The organism is Anaerotignum propionicum DSM 1682, assembly GCF_001561955.1.
Taxonomy (GTDB): domain Bacteria; phylum Bacillota; class Clostridia; order Lachnospirales; family Anaerotignaceae; genus Chakrabartyella; species Chakrabartyella propionicum.
Genome location: NZ_CP014223.1, coordinates 1,220,276 through 1,241,702, shown reverse-complemented (window position 1 = coordinate 1,241,702; position 21,427 = coordinate 1,220,276). Strand labels below are relative to the sequence as shown.

Sequence of the window (21,427 nt, the reverse complement as noted above, 5' to 3'; positions counted from 1 at the left end):
TCGTTTCGTTCAAGACTCTAACTTTAGATTTGACACCACAATTTTTAATATTTTACATAGTCATTGATTGAGGGGTTCAAATAAACAGTTTGTTCACCCTGATTTTCGGAGAAAGCGGTTTCATTTTCTCTTATGCTGTAGTTTTCTTTCTCTCTGGTTAATTTAAAGTGGGTAATCTCTTGCTTCAAAACTTGTGCCTGTGCCGCAAGCTCTTCACTGGCAGCGGAGCTCTCTTCCGAAGTTGCTGCATTTGTCTGAATAACGGCCGATACCTGAGAGAGTCCCTGGTTAATCTGCTCAATTGCAGTTGCCTGAGATGATGAAGCAGACTCTATTTCAATTATAGAGTTTTCTACCATAGCAGCTTTTTCTGAGACATCGATTAAAAGTTGCACAGTTTTATCCGCAAGTACTTCCCCTTCGGATACCAATATTGTAGATCTCTGAATCAAATCTGCTGTCTGTTTCGCTGCTTCAGCCGACTTCGCCGCAAGATTGCGGACTTCATCCGCTACAACAGCAAAACCTTTGCCCGCATTTCCTGCCCGAGCAGCTTCTACCGCAGCATTCAATGCAAGAATATTTGTCTGAAATGCTATATCCTCTACCAATTTTGTAATCTTAGAAATTTGCAAAGAAGACTGCCCAATCTCCTTCATAGCATGGTTCAACTTCTCCATCTGTTCACTACTGGAAACAACACCTTTACCAGCCTGATTTACATACTCACCCGCTTTTTGCACACTGGCAGCATTATTTACAGCCTGCTCAGAAATATTAGCAACCGCAGAAGTCAACTCCTCTAACGATGCTGCTTGTTCTGTGGTGCCGGCAGACAAGGCTTGTGCTCCATCAGAAACCTGCCTTGCACCAAAGTCAACCTGTTCGGAAGTAATCGCTACAGATGAAATTAGGCTATGAAGTTTCTCAACTAAATCTCGCAACGCTTTGCCAATAATATCTTTTTCGCAGCGAACCGTTACGGTTGTGGTCAAGTCACCTGTGGCAACCGTTTCTGCCTCTTTACTTAACGCAATATTTGCCTGAATTAATTTATTAAAAGCTAATGCAACCTTACCAATTTCATCTTTTCGGTATTTTACCTTTTTATCCTCTTCAGACATTAAATTGTAAACATCAACATCTCCTATTTCTAAATGCTCAGCTACCATAACCAGCATCTGCATAGGCCTGCTGATTATATTGGATATAAATTTGCTCATAAGAATTGCTATAATCACAGATATCACAATCGTCACAGCCATCAAAATAATTGCAATCCAAGATGTAGTTTTTTCATTGTCCAAATTTTCTTTTGCTGCCAAATTATTATATTCTGTAAGTGTATTAAATGCGTTGGATGTATCATTCCCAACTGATGCACCCTCTTTAATTAATACCAATATAGAATCCTTAGAATCTCCATTATTAGCAGCTTGTACAATTTCATCTACAACATTTTTATAGTTTTTAAATGCCTGCTGAGCTACATCAAAATTCTGTTGATCCTGCTCATTAGCAATTCTACTTGCATAGTGATCTAATTGCGTCTGAATATCATTCATTTCATTTGTAATCGCATTACAGTATTTCTGTTTATTTATATCGTAGTAAATATAAAGATCTCTTATGGAAGTCCTAACATCTTTAAAACTAATTTCTGCCTCCGTGGAATAGGCAATTCCCAATGTATTCTGATCGTAAGTTTTTTGTTGGCGGCTGAGCATGTTAAGCATGTTTCCGATTCCAACAATGCCAATAATAAGCCCTAAAAACACTGTAAGAAGAAACCCGATGCTCAACTTTTTCGATACTTTCGCATTTTCAAACCACTGCTTCATTCCATATCCCTCTTTCTTTTATTCTCACTAAAAATAATCGGCTTACAATTCTTTACATTAGATTTCACTAATACATAAACAAAGAAATTCTCTACTCTTTTTATATCGAGATTCATTTTTGTCATATATCCTCCTTCCAAAAGTAATGGTTCTAACTTAGTTTTACGATCATATACTTAGAATTTCTATAGTGTATGTTTGAAAAAGCATTATGTTCTCATCATAGGATATCTGCCTCCCATGAGATACTTGAATACATAAATACTCTTTTTAAAAACGCAGTATAAATAATACTGTGGTAAGTCGTAAAAAACCTTGTTCTTAAAAGGATTGAAATAATATAAGACAAAAAAAAGACGATTTATTTTGGTATGGTACAATAGAATTTTTAAGCTAATTATTTCTTAATTTAATTTTTAATATTAAGGATTTATACGAAACACCTAAGTTTCTTAAGTGACAGTATGTTTCAATGATAGAAAACTCTTTCTATTTATATGACGTTTGTTCCGACGGCGTAATCACAATATAAAGGAAATATTTCACATAAATCAAAGAAAATTATCATAAAAACTTATAATTTAAGGTTTTTTATTGTTGTAACGTGATGATTGACAATAAACAAACATTAGATATATAATATAACATGACAAAATATGGCAAAATTCCTCACCACAGTATTATTTATACTGCGTTTTTATAGGCATTTTTTCTTAGCTTAAAAAAAGCGTATTAACTGAGACCTTTATAAAACTCAGTTATATACGCTTTTTCAAACTTTCATAGATTTACAATTGTGACATACTAATTATTTTCATCACTAATATTTAAAACCGGACTTAAAAAAGTCTCAACAACTTAATTAAAGTTCTTTGAATGTTGTAATTCGAAAAATAATTATCTGATTTTAAAATTATTAAAATTATGGTAATATATTAATATTAAATTTTCAGATTTTTAGGTGGGATGGCTGAGATGTTTAAAATTGCTATTTGTGATGATAACAAAATATTATGTACTCAAATTGAAAAGCAGATTGATGAGTTTTTTTCAACAGAAATGATAAATTATGATATTGAAGTGTTTTTTACCGGAGAAGAAATACTCACAAACTTAAAAGAAAAGGAGAAATATGACTTAATTTTTCTTGATATTGAATTAGATAGGATAAATGGCATTCATGTTGGACGTTATATTCGAGAAGAATTGTTAGATGACAACACACAAATTGCTTTTATTTCTGCTAAATCATCTTACGCTTTGGATCTTTTTCAAGTTCGACCTATTCACTTTTTGATAAAACCCATAGCAAAAGACCAAATTTTTAAAATAATAGAAAAAACCTTGGAACTACAGGGTCGACAAACAAAATTCTTCTGTTACAAAAGTGAGAGAACAGAAAAAAGAGTATCTTTTAGAGATATTCTTTATTTTAGTAGTGAAGGCAAAAAAATATTTTTACATATGAAAAATGGAAAGGACTACTTTTATGGAAAATTGAGCGACTTAATCGTACCATCAGAAGACTTTTTATGTATCCACAAATCTTTTATTGTAAATAGGCATTGTGTAATTCAATTCAAATTTGACAGGGTTTTATTGAGTAATTCCCAAGAATTGCCCATCAGCCGTATTTATCGGAAAGAAGTAAGAAAACAATTAAATTTACTACAAAGAGAGGTTTTGTAAAATGGAAGCAATTTCCTATAATGAAGTGATTTATTTAATTTCGAATGCTTTTCGTATCTTTGCTATTAAACTATTTCTAGAGTTTTTCTTCTTCAAAAAAAACCTGAGATGGCAGCCATGGACCCAAACAGCGGTATTATTTCTTTATTTTATTATCAATAGTGGAGTTTATTTATTCGCACGAAATCCTGTTTTAACAGTCATTACGAATGCAGTTTTATTTGTAGTGTTGACTCTCCCCTATAGGGCATCCATCGGCCGTAGATTATTTGCAACCTGCTCCATTTTTATGATTGGTGTAATTTGTGAGGGAATCGTAGCAAGAACTGCAATTCTACTATATGGCTTGTGCCCTAAGATTGAAATTATTACATATGTGGTTAGTAATTTTTTGTTGTATTTTATTATTTTAATTATGAGACGATTCTTCATAGAACGGGAAGATATTTACCTTCCTAAATTACATTGGCTTTGTATTACTATTATTCCATGTATATCATCAATAGCAGATATTTCTCTTATTTTGGGTGGATATGAACAATGGGTAAACGTTACCGTTATTTCAAGCCTATTCATCATTAATATAGCTTTTTTCTACCTATACGCACAAGTAGTGGAAAAGTATGAAGTGGAGATGCAAAATCAGTCCTTATCACACCAAAATAAAGCTTACCAGCAGCAACTTGTCGTGATTCGTACCGCAGAAGACAACATGAAAAGGTTGCAACATGATTTCAAGAATCATTTGATTGCAATAAAAGAATTGTCATCAAATTGTAATACAGAAAACTTTAAGGAGTATTTTCAAGCATTAGAAGAAAAAATTGATATGAAATCCGAATTTGTAATGACAGGAAATGAATCTCTAGATGGTTTAATTAACTATAAGCTACAAACTCTATATGATTTAGGCGTAAAAGTAGAGCTAAATATCAATATACCGCAAAATATTAATATTCATGCTTTTGATGAAATTGTTATATTAGGAAATTTACTTGATAATGCAATTAGAGCACTACAAGAACAGGAAAATGGATTTTTCCGAATGGACTTTGTGTATGATAGAGGAACCATTTTATTACATATTAGAAACTCATTCCTTGGGGAAATCAAAAAGAAAGGAAATACTTTTTTCAGCACAAAAAAAGATTCCAATGAGCCCCACGGTATCGGTTTAAGCAACGTAAAAAGAATTGTCGAAAAATACAGTGGTGTTTTAACCATTCTCACTGAAGAAAACTATTTTGATGTAGAAATAGTTATGTATGTATAGACATATCTATTTTTTCCATCAAAAATAAAGATATGAAATGTTAAAAACCAAGTTTATACAATATCTGTTGATAGTAGATGCCACCCTATAGTATCGTTTTAAAGCTGGTACAGACCTAGTGATAGAGCTGTGCCAGTTTTTTTCAAAGGCTTTCTTAGTGCCATTTAAGTCTCTACCTGTTACTCATACTACTTTAAACTAAACCCAAACAAACAACTATCCCCCGATGTGCCTGCACTTTAGATTATAATTATAAATAGCAGTCTTATTCTTATTTATTACATTCCAATTCTTCTATGTTATTACAATGTACTTTGTTTTTATAAATTCCCATAAGTAAAATGACCGAAAGAAAACATACTGATACTTCTATTACTGTGCTGATAATGTTAAAACCTAAAAAATATGTCAACGCAGCAATCCCTGTTAGAAGCAATAGTACTTTACGAACCTTTTTTTGATAAATCACATGCTCCTTCTCCAGCAAAGGCTTATTCGCATCTGCCACCGGAGCAAATCTCCAAATAATTCCAAAAGAAACAATATAACTTAAGAACTCCCATATACTTTCTTGTTGCTGTAAAAATTGAATTCCCAACAAAATAATTACTGTTGTAAAACTTGACATGATATAGCACCTAAGCTGTGTCTTAGCGTGATAACCTCCAGCAAAAATGCGTAGTGGAAGAAAGCAAATCAAGTAAATAACTATTTCAAGAAGCATGTTCAGGGCGACCCCAATGAGCAGAGCTGTACAAATATTCAACAGTAAAATTGCACCCTGGTAAACGCCGAATAAATAAATATCCTTATCGTCTTCCTGCAGTCCTTTTGATAGCTGCATTTGTTTCCAAATTCCATCCATCAGTTTCTCAGTCATGTGCAATCACCCCGAACAGTACACCATTAAATTTAATATTAATCTTATTCTCTTCTCAACTTTTCACTTCCTTGAGGTAGTTTGGGTTGGTAATATTCAAACATACAGGTTGTATTAACCGATATTGTTGTAATCACCATCGCCAATGAGGCAATCACCTTCCATAGTTCCGTACACACTTTATTTGTTCCTTTTTTCATAAAAAAAACACCCCATTTCTTTAAGAATAGTTGGAATAATTTGTACAAGAAAAGAATACCACTTTTTTAGCCCAAATTTACAAAATGCCAAAATTTGCACTGTTTTTTACAAAATTGACAACTGAAAAAAAGTATAATTTCAGTTTCATTTCTTTTTTGGTAACTCACAACAATATTTTATTCATAGTTTTGAGCAAAAAAAATCATAAAACAATTATTCATTTATTTAATAAGTTTACCCTTAATATAAAAAATCAAAAGAGGGTATAGATTTACTTAATTTTAATGAAAACTGTAACATAGTATCTTCATCGTCTACTTTTTCCTTCATCAAATGAACTAACTCACTTTTTTTACTTTACAAATAATAACCAAAAGATAAAAGTCAGCACCTAAATGGCACTGACTCAATGAATGCTTACCTTATTATAATAGAATACTTTAAAACTCCTTTTGGCAACATTATATTATTTTGTTATCTGTCTCAAAGACTAATACTTGATTTAAATTTCCCTTTACTATAAAACAAATTATTTTAATACCTTTGTTTATTTTCATCATCTTTTTCAATGGTGGTACAGATGCAAATATGATCTTTCTCTGTTTCAACGACACAACCAGTCATGCTAACCCACTCATAATAACCGTTTTTGCAAGTCTGTCGATAAATTCTCCTTCCTACCCCATTACCGGCCCTTAATATTTGCTCAAAATTTTCCCTCGCCAGTACCTTGTCATCGGGATGAATGGACAGAAGAAAATCATTACCAAAAAGCTCCTGAAATTCTTTTTGTGTATAACCAAACATTTCAGCTATTCTCACATTTGAATATTGGATTTTTATATTCTCAGAAAGTTCAAGCACCAAAAGCCCTTCATCCACATGATTCGTTAGTGCGCTCAGACAATGCACTAATTTTTCATTTTCTACGGTTTGCTCTTTATATATTGTAATATTTTCCATGGTTACATAGAAAAAATGCTTGCTCATGCTATTCTTGAGGAGTCTTGCCCGAAGTTTAAACCAGTTATCTTCCATATCATGCAGTTTGGATTTTCTCATTATTTCACAACATGTTTCTTTTCCCGTATGAATGGCCTCTTGTAACATAGAAATTACCAGTACCCTATTTTCACCTTCATAATAACGAAAGATACTTTGCCCATCCTCCGCGTATTCCATTCTGGTTATACCGATTTCCCTCAGAAATTGGTCATTAATCCTTAAGGCTAATAATACTTCATCTTTTTCGTCATATTCTACTACCGCTGCTCCGCCAACAAAGCAGTTAAATAATAAAGTGGATTGAGATGTAAAACTTAACAAATCAATTGAACCTTGAAAGCTCTCTACATAACTTTTATCCAATGCTGAAACTGTTTGGGAACCATCTAAAAGCTTCTCGAAATCCTCAACTGCCATTGGTCTTGAGAATAAGTATCCCTGCATTAGCAAACATCCAATACTCCTTAAAAACTCTGCCTGTTCCTTCGTTTCTACACCCTCTGCTAGCACAGGGAGCCTTAATGCTGTTGCCATACGAACAACTGCATTTAAAATATTTCCACTTCTTTCATCCTTATAATCTCCCCCTAAAAATCTCATATCCAGCTTCAAGATATCTACCGGAACGTTCTGAAGCATGTTTAAGGATGAATATCCACTACCAAAATCGTCCATATGTACTTCTATTCCATGTATTCTTAGAAGATTTACTGTATTAACCAGCTGCTCTGCATTTTGCGTATAGGCACTTTCCGTTATTTCTAAATGAAGCATTTCAGGACTTAATTCATATTCTTGAAGCAGGGAGAGAATATTCCCAACTAGGTGGGGATTATAAATATCTCTGCGGGATACATTTACGGAAATAGGAACCAAGTTCAGCCCTTTCCGCTCCCAATCCTTTAATTGAATACAAACCTGCTCCCACATATACTCGTCCAACCTAGAGATAAATCCATTACGTTCAAACAGTGGGATAAACTTATTTGGCAAAATTGTTCCTTTTCTTGGATGCTGCCAACGAACCAAAGCTTCTGCCCCAATCATTTTACCTGTTTCGTAATTATATTGCGGTTGAAAATATGTAATAAACTGTCCATCTCGCAGAGCAAATTCCATTTCGTTTACAATTTCTTGTTGTTCTAATAGCGCCTCTCTCATAGAATCATCAAACCATGCATAGCGCTTTCCATAACTATCTTTAATTGAACGTAAAGCAAGTAAAGCCCTGTCGCACATTAACGCCACATCCAGGGATGGATCGTTAATCAGATAAAGTCCAACACGAGGGGTATACTCAAATTCAATTGTTTTTAAATGGGTCATATAGTCATCAATGATTTGTGTAATTTCCTCTGGATCAAACCCCTCAGCCTCTTGGCAGCAAACAAAATGATCTGCATCATATCTGGCATAGGTCTTGACTGAATCGTTCTTTTCTTCGTATTCCCGAAAAAAATCCCCGATTTTCTTCAAATAAGTATCTCCAACTTCAGTTCCAAACCAATCGTTAAACACCTTAAAATTATCGATGTCCCAGCGGATTAAAACAAACTTTTTGTCTGAATTTTTCTGGAGCATCTTTTTTGTATATCGATGAAATGCATTTTTATTAAACAATCCCGATTTCTCATCGGTATCCATAAGTTTCAGTTCAAGTCTATAAGCTCGGTTCTGCTCCGCAAGTTTTTCAGAATCTTTACGAGCCATTATATTTTTAATACGATGTAGGATAATGAGAGGACTAAAAGGTTTGGCCATAACATCAGTAGCACCGCAGGATAATGCTCGAATTTGGATATCTTCTTCGTTATTAGCAGTAATCACAACCGTAGGAATGGTACGTAATATTTCATCCTTCTGCATCTCTTCAAGCACGCTAAATCCATCCATCAACGGCATCACAATATCCAATATTAATATCGCAACATCTTCTAACTGCCGCAACTTCTCCAAGGCCTCAACTCCATTTACGGCCTCTTCCACATAATATTCTCCGCCAAATATTTTTTTCAGCAATAAGCGATTTGGCTCAGCATCATCAGCAATTAGAATTGTCTTTTTACCAATATCTGCATCCATTGATTCATCATGCCTCCTTTGCGGCTGCAATGCCTTTCATTACAGCATAATATGCCTCTTCCATTCCACAAAAAAGATGAAAAACTCTATCTTTTTCAGGAACCTCACATTTTCGCAGATACTCACTTAATACTGCTGTAGTTAGATACAAAGTGGTCATATCTGTATTACCTGCAACCCCTTTTAGCGTATGAACAAATTCATATAAGTTTTTATAATTTTCTGTTTCCAGTGCTGCTTTTCCCTTCTCGAATGTATCATCATACAAAAAGGTAATTAATATGCTTTCATATAGCTGCCTGTCACCAAGAAAACGGGCAACACCTTTATCAAAATCAATGCCAGAGCTTTTCAGAATTTCACTGTCCATCTTACATCCCATCCTTTTATCCCTCACTGGGAAAGAAAATAATCCATTTATTTTCAATATAAGCTATCCTTCATACACAAAAAGTTTATCCCCAAACTTAAGTGCTATCACAGGTTGTCTCTCAAATATAAGTAACAAAAATGTATCCTTAACGAATACTCAACTACTAGGGCCTTAAATCTTATAAGCAGGTATTTCACACTTTGTGTTTTGTTCAGAAAAAGTAATTTAAAGTGAATTGATTCATTGTTAATGATTATTGAACAGTGGAGCAGAAAACCTTGCGTATAAAAGGTGCACATAATAAAGTAAAATTTCTATTACCATTGTTCCTAGGTTTATAAAGCCTTAAACGAAATACGAAACACCTATGTGAAACATAAATATTTTTTAATTTATTAATTATATCAAATTTTCCAAATTTTTTCTATATATATCGCTCCACAAAACAAAAAAGGTGGTCTTTGAAAAGTATATAAAACCAAATTACTTGGTAACAGTCTAATGAAATTAATGTTTATAAAGGTATTTCTTCCCCTCTTATTGTTTTTTAAATTATTATGCATTCACCAATTTGTCCCTTCTTTCATATTTTATAGAAAGAGAAACAACCACCCATTTCTCTCAAAAAAGAAAGGAGGATAAAATATGATTGGACAAACATGTCACAGATGTTGTAGAGGTTGCTGCCACAGAGGCTGTCGGTGCTGCAGATGCAATCGTTGCTGTTGTAGATGTAACAGATGCTAAAACTATGTAATCAAACGGAAAGGAGGATATATCATGTGTGATCAACGAAGATCAAGTCACAGACGGTGCAGACATTCTTGTTGTGGCTGCCACTGTTCCTGCAAATATTGGTGGTGGCAGCAATACTGGTTGTGGCAAAGCTGCAGACCTCGTAGAGAGCAAAATGTTCTTGCATCAGAGTATGATTATTGGGAAATGGAAGAGGATTAAATAATTTATTAGAAAATAAGAATAGCCAGTAAATTTTAGTAAGAGTGTTATCCTCTGTATTATGAAAGTGAAGTTTTCTGTATTTTTCAGAGTCTTTATCATTTTTCAATAAAAAGCCCGATTGCAATTGGAAAATCTCCTAAAATTTCCTTGCAATACGGGCTTTTGCATTTTGATCAAACGATGTTGTTGTGAACGCTTTATAATCCTTAAAAAATGTATTTGCTTTTCTGTATATTCTTTAAATAGGAAAAGCACTTTTTGTCCTGTAATTGATATAATGGGAATATAAGTCAACAAGGAGGTCGTTTCCATGCACCCTATCGTTTCTTTAGAAGATGTCAGCCTACGTTATCATAGTGTGAATGGCGAAACATTGGCTGTTTCTAATTTAAATCTCTCCGTTCAGGCTGGTGAATTTCTCAGTATTGTCGGCCCCAGTGGATGCGGTAAATCCTCCCTGCTTTCCATGTTGGCAGGACTAATCACACCTTCCCACGGAAAAATTTCTGTGAACGGAGAAATTGGTTATATGCTGCAAAAGGATTATCTTTTGGAATGGCGTACCATACGCAATAACGCCCTACTGGGCTTGGAAATACAAAATAAGCTTACTTCCGAAAATATTGCTTTTGTTGAAGCATTGCTTGATCAATACGGTCTTGCTGATTTTAAAGAGCATTATCCCTATCAGCTTTCTGGAGGGATGCGACAACGGGTCGCCCTCATTCGTACATTGGCCATACGACCTGATATACTGCTGCTTGATGAACCATTTTCCGCCTTAGATTATCAGACGCGCCTTTCCGTTTCCGATGAAATCGGGTCTATCATACGCAAAGAAGGGAAAACTGCAATTTTAGTCAGCCATGATATTTCTGAAGCAATCAGCCTTGCAGATAGAGTCGTTGTTCTTTCTTCTCGCCCTGCACAAGTAAAAAGGATTTATGATATTCAACTGTCAATTGATGAATATAGTCCCATAAAGGCTAGAGAAGCACCCGAATTTCGGGAATATTTCAATGCAATTTGGAAGGAGTTAGATGTTCATGTGGCATAAGCAAAAGGATACAAAATTCATGTCAAAGGAGCAGGCAGCTTTTTTAAATCGCTTACAGCGAAGAAAAAATGCTATACATGGCATTCAATGGATTCTTCTGATTGGTTTTTTTCTACTATGGGAAATTGCAGCTCGTGTTGGCTGGATTGATCCGTTCATTTTTAGTCAGCCAAGCAGAATGCTATCAGCTGGAATGCAAATGGGAAAAGACGGCACATTATGGACTCACATTGGAACAACCCTTTGGGAAACTGTAGCTGGTTTTGTACTGGGAACAATCCTCGGCACTTTGACTGCAATTCTATTATGGTGGAATCGTTTTATTTCGGATATTGCAGAGCCATATTTGGTAGTATTAAACTCCTTACCCAAAACCGCCCTTGCTCCAATTATTATCGTTTGGTTAGGAAATAACCAAACTTCCATTATAGCGGTTGCTTTGTTAACTTCAGTCATTGTTACAGTAATGAGTGTCCTGAATGGTTTTTTGCAAGTGGATGCTGAAAAAATAAAGCTGATACAAATTTTTGGCGGCACAAAAGCACAGGTGCTAAAAAAAGTTGTTTTTCCAGCGAACATCCCTTGTATCTTAAACGCACTGAAAATTAATGTGGGGTTATCTTTTGTAGGTGTTATTGTCGGAGAATTTTTGGTTGCCCAATCCGGATTAGGATTTTTAATTGTATACGGAAGTCAGATATTCAAACTAGACTGGGTAATGCTCAGTGTCATTATACTTGCTATTCTTGCCGCCCTTATGTATGAGGGTATCGCTTTGCTTGAAAAAAAGTGTTTAAAATGGCAGCAATAAAAAAATCTCCTTTGACTGTAAAAATTCTTAAACATTCAAAGGAGAAACTTTTTTGCAAATATCAAACTCGATTTCACTATTGCCACTTCTAATACATCATCTATCTGATTAACAAAATTATGCTCGTTTTATTAAGGTCTATCAAAAATAATAAAAAGACAGGTACATAAAAGCACCCGCCAATCTACTCTACAATGGTTTAAGATTCCTATCTCGTCTATATTAGATTTGTTTAAATGTTTTTAGATTCATCTGGCATTATCTTAAATTGAAGTATAAAATCATTCTCGCTAATAATCGGAATTCCCAATTGTTTGGCTTTTTCATTTTTTGAAGATGCTGAGAAAACGTCATTATTAATTAAATAATTCGTCTTCTTCGTAACACTTCCTGTTACCTTTCCTCCCAGTAACTCTATTGCCTCTGAAAGAGCTTTTCGGTTTGAAAACCTTTCTAAGTCTCCTGTCACTACAAAAGTTAACCCTTGTACAAGAGATCCCTCCGTTTTAATTTCTACCGGAACCTTTATTTTCAAATACTTCAAAGCACAATTTAACAGTGTTTTATGTTCTTCTTCTCCAAAATAATGATGAATGCTATGGGCTATTACAGTTCCGAATCCATCAATACCAATCAACTCATCTTCTGAAGCGTGAATAATTTTATCCAAATCATAATGATATTTACTACATAAAAGCTTGGCATTGCGCAAGCCCACCTGATCAATGCCTAAAGCATAAATAAAATTCGGAAGCTCCACTTGTTTTGCCTTTTCAATGGACTTTATCAAATTACTATAAGATTTTTCCCCGAAGCCTTCCATTTTTTTTATTTGTCCTTCATATTTCTCCAAACAAAAAATATCAGGATATTGCTGAATAAAGCCCATCTCCAGAAACTTCTTTATGGTCTCCTCAGAAAAGCCCTCCATATTCATGGCATCTCTTGACACAAAATGAGTAAGTCTCTGAATTCTTTGGGCAGAACACTCTGGGTTTGTGCAGTATAAAGCTTCCCCGTCTCGTTGTTTTTTGATTTGGGTCTCCCCACCGCACACAAAGCACTCCTTTGGAATTTCAGCTGAGTCAGAGCACGTCAAATTCTCTGCAATTTGGGGGATAATCATATTTGCTTTATAAACTTTGATACTATCACCAATACCCAGCTTGAGCTCCCGCAAAATACTAACGTTATGCACACTGGCTCTGCTGACTCTAGATCCCTCCAATTCCACAGGATCAAAGATTGCAATGGGGTTCATCAAACCAGTTCTTGAGGTATTCCATTCAATTTCCCGCAAGGTAGTCTCTGCCATTTCATCCGCCCATTTAAAGGCAATGGAATCTTTGGGGAATTTCGCTGTACTGCCAAGATTTTCACTATAATCAATACTATCGAAGGTTAAAACCAAACCATCGGATGCAATGTCATTCTTTTTTACATAGGCACGAAACCATTCCACTTCCTGCTCTACAGTTTCAGCGGTCACAATCTTATGGTCAACCACATCAAATCCAAGCCCCGCAAGCCACTTCAAATTTTCTGCCTTGCTATCGGACAATAATCTACCCTCAGCACTTACCAATGTAAATGCAAAGAACTGGACTCTTCTTTTCGCGGCAATTTCACTATTAAGCTGTCGTACCGTACCACTGCAAAGATTTCTAGGATTCTTGTATTTCTCTTCTTCCTGAGCTCCTTCGTTTATGCGATGAAACTCTGTATAAGAAATCACGCCTTCTCCACGAAGAACCAAGCTTCCTTTAAAGCTAATTTGCAACGGTAAATTAGCAAAGACCCTTGCATTATGGGTGACATCCTCGCCGATTTCCCCATTTCCCCGGGTTATTGCCTGCTGAAGTGTCCCATTTTCGTATGTTAATACAATGGTTAATCCATCTAATTTCCAAGAAAGAATTCCCTTTTCTCCGCCTAAAAAGCTTTTTAATTTTTGTGGTTCTTTTGTTTTATCTAAAGATAATATGGGGCTGTCATGCTTCACCTTTTGCAAATTACTCAATACGGTATAACCAACCCTTTGGGTAGGGCTATTGGCCAGTATGATGCCGCTTTCCTTTTCCAAATGCTCCAGTTCATCATACAAACGATCATACTCCTGATTAGACATTATTTCTGTATCCTTTTGATAATACGCTTCAGCCGCCTTATTCAAAAGAGAAATCAATTCCTTTATCCGGTTTACCATTCAGCCTCAACTCCTAAATCTTTATTCGGTTACTTTAATCAGCTTTGATAATTTCGCCATAAATTTCTTGGTTCCCTTCTCACCAAATGAAACCTCAACTTCATAATCCGCACCGCCATTTTGAATGGATTTTACTACGCCAATGCCATACTTTGGTGCACGCACCTTATCGCCTTCTTTATAATTCAATTCAAAATCCTTAGGGGCAGGCATTCTCTTATTTTCCTTAGAAGCCGTAATAAAAGTTGCAGGGATTCCTGTGCCTCTTCCGCCAATACGTTGCTGTTTTAAAGATGTAATTGGTGAAAGCTTCATGCTATTTTTCATGGCATATTTCTTTGCCATCTCAGAAATTTCCCTTGTAGGCATATCCACCAGCTCTTGAGGAATTTCCTTTAAGAAGCGTGATGGTGGATTGTATTGTGTAATTCCATGTTGCATACGACTTTTTGCATGGGTAAGAAACAATTCTTCTCTTGCACGGGTAATACCAACATAGCAAAGGCGTCTTTCTTCCTCGATATCCTTTTCTCCACCATACATTACTGCACGGAAGGTAGGGAACATGCCTTCCTCCATACCAATCATAAATACATAAGGAAATTCCAAGCCCTTGGCGCTATGTAATGTCATAAGCACAGCGGCGTCCTCCCCCGGCTGATAACTATCAATATCCGCTACCAAGGAAACCTCTTCCAAAAATCCCATCAATCCACCCTCTGGATTATTTTTATCGTATTCCACTGCTTTATTCACAAATTCATCAATGTTTTGCAAGCGTGAAAGAGCCTCTTCTGTCCCTTCTGTCATCAACAGTTGGAAATATCCTGAACGTTTTACCACTGTATCAATCAATTCCGCTGCAGATAAATCAGCTGCGTCCTTTTGCAAGCTAGTAATAATTTCAAGAAAATCTCGGAATTTTGATGCTCTTGTTTTTAATTCCGTAATCTCATCCAGCCTTAACAAGGCATCAAACAAAGATATTTGGTTTGCTTCTGCAAATGCTGCAACCTTGTCAATAGAAGCCTCACCAATTCCTCTTTTGGGAACATTAATAATGCGGCGCAAAGAAATGGTATCCACAGGATTGGCTAAAACCTTGAGGTATGAAAGAATATCTCTTACTTCCTTACGCTCGTAAAACCGAACGCCCCCAAATAAACGATAAGGAATCCCTTTTTTCACAAATTGATCCTCCACCGCACGGGACTGCGCATTGGTACGATACAGAACAGCCATATCCTTAAATTCTCTGCCATTATTTACAATTTCCTGAATCTGCTCAGCAACAAAACGCGCCTCGTCGTATTCATTTTCCCCTTTATAAATATGAAGAATATTTCCACCATCATTCTCTGTCCAAAGAGATTTATCTTTTCTTGTCTGATTATTCTGAATCACGGAATTTGCAGCTTCCAGAATTTTTTGGGTAGAACGATAATTTTGTTCCAGCTTTATTACAACGGTTTCAGGGAAATCCTTTTCGAATTCCAAAATATTTCGTATGTTCGCACCACGCCAACCATAGATACTTTGGTCATCATCTCCAACAACACAAAGATTTTTATATTTAGAAGCCAGCATACAAACTAATTCATACTGAGAGGTATTTGTATCCTGATACTCGTCCACCATAATATAACGGAATCTATCCTGATACTTCTCCAAAACCTCAGGATGATTTCTAAACAATAAAACAGTTTTATATATTAAATCATCAAAATCCAAAGCATTGTTTTCTTTCAAACGTTTTTGGTAAGTACGATAAACTAAAGCGATACGACTTGCTTTTTCGTCTTCTCGATCAGCGTTTTTGGAATAATCTTCCCAAGAAACCATTTCTTCCTTTAGGTTGCTGATGATGGACATAGCCCCTCTCACAGAAAAAGATTTATTCATGGTATCAAAGCCCAGCTGTTTAAAAACCTCACGCATAAGCTTTTCCTGATCATCAGCGTCATAGATAGAAAATTGCCCATCATAATCCAAAAAATGAATTTCTCGGCGCAAAATACGAACGCAAGTGGAATGGAACGTACTGATCCAAATATCCTCTGCCCCGTTTGGTACCAGCTTAAGCACACGCTCTCTCATTTCCTTTGCAGCTTTATTTGTAAAAGTAATCGCAAGGATATTCCAAGGCTTCACTCCTGTCTCCAGCAAATGGGCAATACGCACGGTTAACGCTCCGGTTTTTCCACTGCCTGCCCCAGCCAAAACCAAAACGGGACCATCCTTTTGTAAAACTGCCTTTTGCTGCATCGTGTTGAGCTGCTCAAACCCTATCATATTATTCTCCTCTTCCTAATTAAACTCCACTATATATACTTTCAGTTACGATATATTAAAAAAACAGATGAAATTTTACGAAACGATTCGCTGGGCAATTTTGCTCCTAAAATCTTGTACCATTATCATCTGGATAAATGCTCACATAAGCTTCAAAAAAGCGCCAAGAAAGGCTGATATCGATGAAGTCCGGATTCGTTTTCCACTGCTTCGTCAATAATCAGCCCCACGCTTTATTCATACATTCATAAAACCTAATTTTCTTCCTTCTGTTCCAATGCCTTCACGCGATCTATCGCCAATTTATATCCGTCAGTCCCATAATGAAGACATCGATTTACTCTGCTGATCGTTGCAGTTGAAGCACCGGTTTTTTCTGCGATCTCTACATAGGTACATTTTGCATCCAGCATAGCTGCAACCTCCATACGCTGGGCAATGGCCTGAATCTCATTCACCGTACAAAGATCCTCGAAAAGCTGATAGCATTCTTCTACTGTATTCATGCACAAAATACTTTGAAAAAGCTTATCTGTAAGTTCTGTTTTAATTTTTTTATTCATCTGTCAAGGCCACCTCTTTTGCACTATAATCCTTTTTATATTAACATACTAAAGTGCTAAAGTAAAGGGATTTCCTTCTATTTTTTTTGCCTTTTATTGCGTTTTATTGCATACAAAAGCTTTTCAAGGTCTGTATTTAAAACCAATTCTTCTGGGAATCCGATTTTTTCCAATAGGCGTTCCACATAATATATATCACCAATTCCAGTATAAAAATGGGCATCACTACCCACCACAATCGGTACATTTTCTGCTATGGCCATATGCAATAATTTTTCAATATTTTCATCGCTTCCGGAGCGGAAACCACCTGGCACCAAGGATGCATTATTGATTTCAAGTAAAGTACCTGTCCTTTTTGCTGCTTTAAAAATTTCGTCATAATCCAAAGGATATCTGGGATCACCCGGATGTCCTAATATATCTACATAGGGATTTTCCATTGCACGGATGCAAGCATTTGTATTTTCCTCCATGCTTCCCGGTGCAATACAAGGAATATGTAAGCTTGCAATAGAAAGATCAAGACCAGAGAGGATTCGCTCATCCATATCAACGCTTCCCTCAAAGTCAAGAATATTAAGCTCTACACCTTTTAGTACACGTACACCAAAAAGCTCATCAGGAATCACATGGAGATTTGCAAAATAAGCATGGGAAGTAGTATTTTGCATTGCAGGTGCATGCTCCGTCAAAGCAATTAGCTTAAGCCCCTTTTCTGCCGCCGCACGAACGTTTTCTTGAATGGTGCTATAGGCATGTCCGCTAGCCAGACTGTGGGTATGGGTATCCGCTAAAATTTTCATATTTAATCTCTCACCTCCAATTGCAAAAAAAATCATGTTACATATTCTCAGTGGGATTCACTAAAAAGCATCCCTTGATAAACATTTCATTCCGTCAAAGTCAAATACTTATAAATCATCCATTTTAGAGTGATTTTCCACTCAAGTCTAAAGTATAGCATAAAATTGATAGAAAAGCAAAAAGCATATGAAAATTTCTTTTTGCTTCTACACAATACGTTTTTACTCTACTAAATATTGTAACAAGTCTACAATTCCCGTCGCTAAAAACCTCCCAGTGGCTTAGGCTACTCCATATTCAATTATAAAACAAAAGTCTCCTCACCATTCACGGCAAGGAGACTATTTTGTTAAAGATACTTAGGTAAGCCGCAAATTTTCTACATTCCGCTTGCAGTTAAATTTTCATAAGGAAAATATATCAGAAATACCCACTATTTTGGAGTACTTATGTGGATGTAGACGGCATCTGCTAGAATTGAACAGGCCGATTTAATCCTCATAAATAGGATATCTATCTGTTAACGCTTTTACACGTTTTTTTGCTTCATTCTTATTACCCTCAAAGTCCTTCAAAACTAGGGCTATGATTGCTGCAATCTCCTTCATGTCATCCTCCACCATGCCTCTTGAAGTAATAGCAGGAGTGCCAACACGAATACCACTGGTTACAAATGGAGACTGGGGATCATTTGGAATGGTATTTTTATTTACTGTAATTCCAACCTCATCCAATTTTTTCTCAGCTTCCTTGCCTGTAATATTCAAGGAACGTAAATCAACCAGCATTAAGTGATTATCTGTGCCGCCGGAGACGATATCTACACCATTTGCCTGAAGGCTTTCTGCTAAAACCTTTGCATTTTTAACAACCTGACCAATATATTCCTTGTAGGAAGGGTCCAGCGCTTCCTTAAAGCATACTGCTTTAGAGGCAATGGTGTGCATCAAAGGACCTCCCTGAATACCGGGGAAAATTGACTTATCAATCTTTTGCGCATATTCCTCTTTGCACATTATCATTCCACCACGAGGACCACGCAGGGTTTTATGGGTTGTAGTTGTAACAAAATCAGCATGAGGCACGGGGGAAGGATGGAAACCCGCTGCTACAAGTCCGGCGATATGGGCAATATCCACCATGAAGTACGCGCCCACTTCCTTTGCCACCTTGCCCATAAACTCAAAGTCAATGGTTCTTGCATATGCACTGGCACCAGCAACAATCATTTTTGGTTTAACCTCTAATGCCTTATTGCGAAATGCTTCATAATCAATAAATCCATTATCATCCACGCCATAGGCTACAAAGTTAAAATATTTGCCGGAAAGGTTGACAGGGCTGCCATGAGTTAAATGACCGCCATGATCCAAATTCATCCCCATAACAGTATCACCGTATTGAAGCATTGCAAAATAAACAGCTTGATTTGCCTGAGAACCGCTGTGGGGCTGTACATTCACATGATCGCAGTCAAATAATTCTTTTGCCCGATCTCTCGCCAAATTTTCAACAATATCAACCTTTTCACAACCACCATAATAACGCTTGGCAGGGTAACCTTCAGCATATTTATTTGTTAAGGGCGTACCCATTGAAAGCATAACCGCCTTGGAAACAATATTTTCCGATGCAATCAACTCAATATTATGCTGTTGACGTACAAGTTCAGCCTCAATTGCCTGTGCAACCTCAACATCCACATTTTTAATTTCTTCAAAATTCAAACCCATTCTTCATCCTCCTATTCCTTTTTAAGGTGCCTTTTTATTTTTGTTTCTCAAATAATTTCATCAGCGCTGCTTATCAGCACAAGTTCTCTGTTCTTTTCATATTAAGCATATTCCCTTATTCTGAAGAAAGTAAAGTGGCATCTCCTGTAAAGGACTATAACCAGAGTATAACATTTTAGGCAGAAAAAAGTACTTGGCAAAATAGATAAAAAAATATTTACATTAGATGAATTTAAGGTTAAATCTTCCAACCCCCGCTGAAGAAAGCTAAAATACTGCAAATATATTTATTTTACTCCTATCACCCATTTTCCCACTTTACATACTATATATAAGAACATATACAACTTAAAGGAGGCAATCTTATGGGAGCTTTTGAATTTGATAACAATACAGAGCTCAGTAGTAGAAGCTGTGGCTGTGGCTGTGGCTGTGGAAGTGGAAGTGACTCCAATACTGGAGCTGGCGAGGTCTGTATCATCGCGCAAAAAATCTTCGACCAATGCCGTATTCAGAAATGTTTAACCCCCGATATTTTGGGACCCGCTAGAGCTGCAAGGAATAGTGGTCCTGGTGGAAAAGAAATGATTTGTGAGGGTGACATCATCGTTCCTCCTTGCAATGCAACTGATGTTATCATCAAACATCTTGTGCTCAAAAAAATCGAAATTATTCGCAAGACTCCTAGCCCTTTACAAATTGGCTGCTGGGATATTGAACTAAGGTATGTTTTTGAATATACTTTAGAGTTCCGTCGTTCTGATGGCTGTTTTATCGGACGTATTGATGCAACAAGCAGTTACACCTTAAAAACTACACTGTTTGGCTCTACCGAAACAGATACAACAACAGTAAACGAAATGTTTAATTGCTGCTTTAGCGGCATCGGCGGCCCCTTTGTTGTGGCAGAAGGAAAAGCTATCGCTTTAGCTGCTGAATTAAAGTATGCTAGTCCTAGTAACAACTGCTGCTGCTGTTGCTGTAGTTGCATTTGCGACTGCGAAAGCGGATGCGGCTGTGACAATGGATGCAACGACTTCTGCAACGACTGCTGCGGAGACGTTTCTCAAACTACTCCTGTAGCTGTGAATGTCACAATCGGTTTGTTTACAATTATCAAACTGTATCGCCCTGTAAACATGGTAGTTCAGTCCTTAGGCACATGTTTGCCTGAAAGCTGCGTATCACCTTTGCAGTCCGGCGATCCTTGTGCAAACTTCAATGCTTTGAGTTTCCCTTGGGATGCATTTGTACCTTCCAAGGAACCTAAATCCTGCTGTGCATTTACACCAACCTTCAGTTCTCCAAACTGCGATTTCGATGACAATACTAATTCCGTAAATAACAGCAACAATAACTGTAATTGCAACAACAGATGCAACTGTAAATAAAAATGTAGCTCCACATCATTCCCCCGGCCAATGCCGGGGGTTTTTAAATATTTCAATATATAGTAATTTTATTAGCTTTTTCATCTTCAACAAAAAAGGAATGCGTGCGTGAAAATTTACCAATCGATATGAACACGGAATGGTGCAAATTTTTATTAGTATACTTTCTTAATCAACTATAAAGATAAAAAATCCCTCTCCAAATCTCTCATATAATATAATAAGGACTGAGTTCTCAGCGAACCCAGTCCAATCACAATTAT

16 protein-coding genes are annotated in these 21,427 nt (G+C 36.3%); 6 read left to right on the top strand and 10 right to left on the bottom strand.

From position 1 onward, the window contains the following. Positions 1–44: 44 nt before the first annotated feature. Complete coding sequence (locus CPRO_RS05905; RefSeq protein ID WP_066049026.1) at positions 45–1,841, bottom strand: methyl-accepting chemotaxis protein; 1,797 nt, start codon at positions 1,839–1,841, stop codon at positions 45–47. A gap of 975 nt (positions 1,842–2,816) precedes the next feature. Here CPRO_RS05905 and CPRO_RS05900 point away from each other — a divergent pair. Both CPRO_RS05900 and CPRO_RS05895 read left to right on the top strand, forming a co-directional pair. Continuing rightward, positions 2,817–3,530 (top strand): LytR/AlgR family response regulator transcription factor, encoded by a 714-nt coding sequence (locus CPRO_RS05900; protein ID WP_066049023.1) that lies wholly within the window; start codon positions 2,817–2,819, stop codon positions 3,528–3,530. Between the two features lies 1 nt (position 3,531). Further along, the gene (locus CPRO_RS05895) at positions 3,532–4,803 is read left to right on the top strand and encodes a sensor histidine kinase (protein WP_066049021.1); all 1,272 of its coding nucleotides are present in this window, start codon (positions 3,532–3,534) and stop codon (positions 4,801–4,803) included. Between the two features lie 271 nt (positions 4,804–5,074). On the opposite strand, the gene CPRO_RS05890 is transcribed toward CPRO_RS05895, so the two are convergent. The 4 genes from CPRO_RS05890 to CPRO_RS05880 all read right to left on the bottom strand — a co-directional run bounded on the left by CPRO_RS05890 (position 5,075) and on the right by CPRO_RS05880 (position 9,341). Next, entirely contained in the window at positions 5,075–5,683 is a 609-nt protein-coding gene (locus CPRO_RS05890) for an accessory gene regulator ArgB-like protein (RefSeq protein ID WP_066049015.1), read from the bottom strand. A gap of 44 nt (positions 5,684–5,727) precedes the next feature. Next, on the bottom strand, positions 5,728–5,883 hold the full coding sequence (locus tag CPRO_RS14850; RefSeq protein ID WP_082754245.1) for a cyclic lactone autoinducer peptide: 156 nt from the start codon (positions 5,881–5,883) through the stop codon (positions 5,728–5,730). 535 nt (positions 5,884–6,418) lie between these two features. Further along, entirely contained in the window at positions 6,419–8,971 is a 2,553-nt protein-coding gene (locus tag CPRO_RS05885) for an EAL domain-containing protein (RefSeq protein WP_066049012.1), read from the bottom strand. A gap of 7 nt (positions 8,972–8,978) precedes the next feature. Next, positions 8,979–9,341, bottom strand: a complete 363-nt coding sequence (locus CPRO_RS05880) for an Hpt domain-containing protein (RefSeq protein WP_066049009.1) — start codon at positions 9,339–9,341, stop codon at positions 8,979–8,981. A 787-nt stretch (positions 9,342–10,128) separates the two neighbouring features. Here CPRO_RS05880 and CPRO_RS15250 point away from each other — a divergent pair. From CPRO_RS15250 to CPRO_RS05870, 3 genes are all read left to right on the top strand, one after another. Beyond that, positions 10,129–10,305, top strand: coding sequence for a hypothetical protein (locus tag CPRO_RS15250; protein WP_157881638.1), 177 nt, complete (start codon positions 10,129–10,131; stop codon positions 10,303–10,305). 309 nt (positions 10,306–10,614) lie between these two features. Further along, entirely contained in the window at positions 10,615–11,361 is a 747-nt protein-coding gene (locus CPRO_RS05875) for an ABC transporter ATP-binding protein (RefSeq protein WP_066049006.1), read from the top strand. Then, entirely contained in the window at positions 11,351–12,172 is an 822-nt protein-coding gene (locus CPRO_RS05870; protein ID WP_330383875.1) for an ABC transporter permease, read from the top strand. Before CPRO_RS05875 ends, CPRO_RS05870 begins: the two co-directional genes overlap by 11 nt. 232 nt (positions 12,173–12,404) lie before the next feature. Here the strand turns inward: CPRO_RS05870 and ligA are convergent, their stop codons facing one another. The 5 genes from ligA to CPRO_RS05845 form a co-directional block, all read right to left on the bottom strand. Beyond that, positions 12,405–14,378: an NAD-dependent DNA ligase LigA gene (gene ligA / locus CPRO_RS05865; RefSeq protein ID WP_066049001.1), complete on the bottom strand. Its 1,974-nt coding sequence runs from the start codon at positions 14,376–14,378 to the stop codon at positions 12,405–12,407. 21 nt (positions 14,379–14,399) lie between these two features. Beyond that, positions 14,400–16,670, bottom strand: coding sequence for a DNA helicase PcrA (gene pcrA / locus CPRO_RS05860; RefSeq protein ID WP_066048998.1), 2,271 nt, complete (start codon positions 16,668–16,670; stop codon positions 14,400–14,402). 254 nt (positions 16,671–16,924) lie between these two features. Beyond that, positions 16,925–17,233 carry a YerC/YecD family TrpR-related protein gene (locus tag CPRO_RS05855; RefSeq protein WP_066048995.1) on the bottom strand — a complete coding sequence of 103 codons (309 nt, stop codon included), beginning with the start codon at positions 17,231–17,233 and terminating at the stop codon, positions 16,925–16,927. Between the two features lie 77 nt (positions 17,234–17,310). Continuing rightward, on the bottom strand, positions 17,311–18,039 hold the full coding sequence (locus tag CPRO_RS05850; RefSeq protein WP_066053753.1) for a phosphatase: 729 nt from the start codon (positions 18,037–18,039) through the stop codon (positions 17,311–17,313). 492 nt (positions 18,040–18,531) lie between these two features. Next, positions 18,532–19,773: a serine hydroxymethyltransferase gene (locus CPRO_RS05845; protein ID WP_066048989.1), complete on the bottom strand. Its 1,242-nt coding sequence runs from the start codon at positions 19,771–19,773 to the stop codon at positions 18,532–18,534. A gap of 365 nt (positions 19,774–20,138) precedes the next feature. On the opposite strand from CPRO_RS05845, the gene CPRO_RS05840 reads away from it, so the two are divergent. Beyond that, positions 20,139–21,164, top strand: coding sequence for a hypothetical protein (locus CPRO_RS05840; RefSeq protein ID WP_066048986.1), 1,026 nt, complete (start codon positions 20,139–20,141; stop codon positions 21,162–21,164). Positions 21,165–21,427 lie beyond the last annotated feature (263 nt).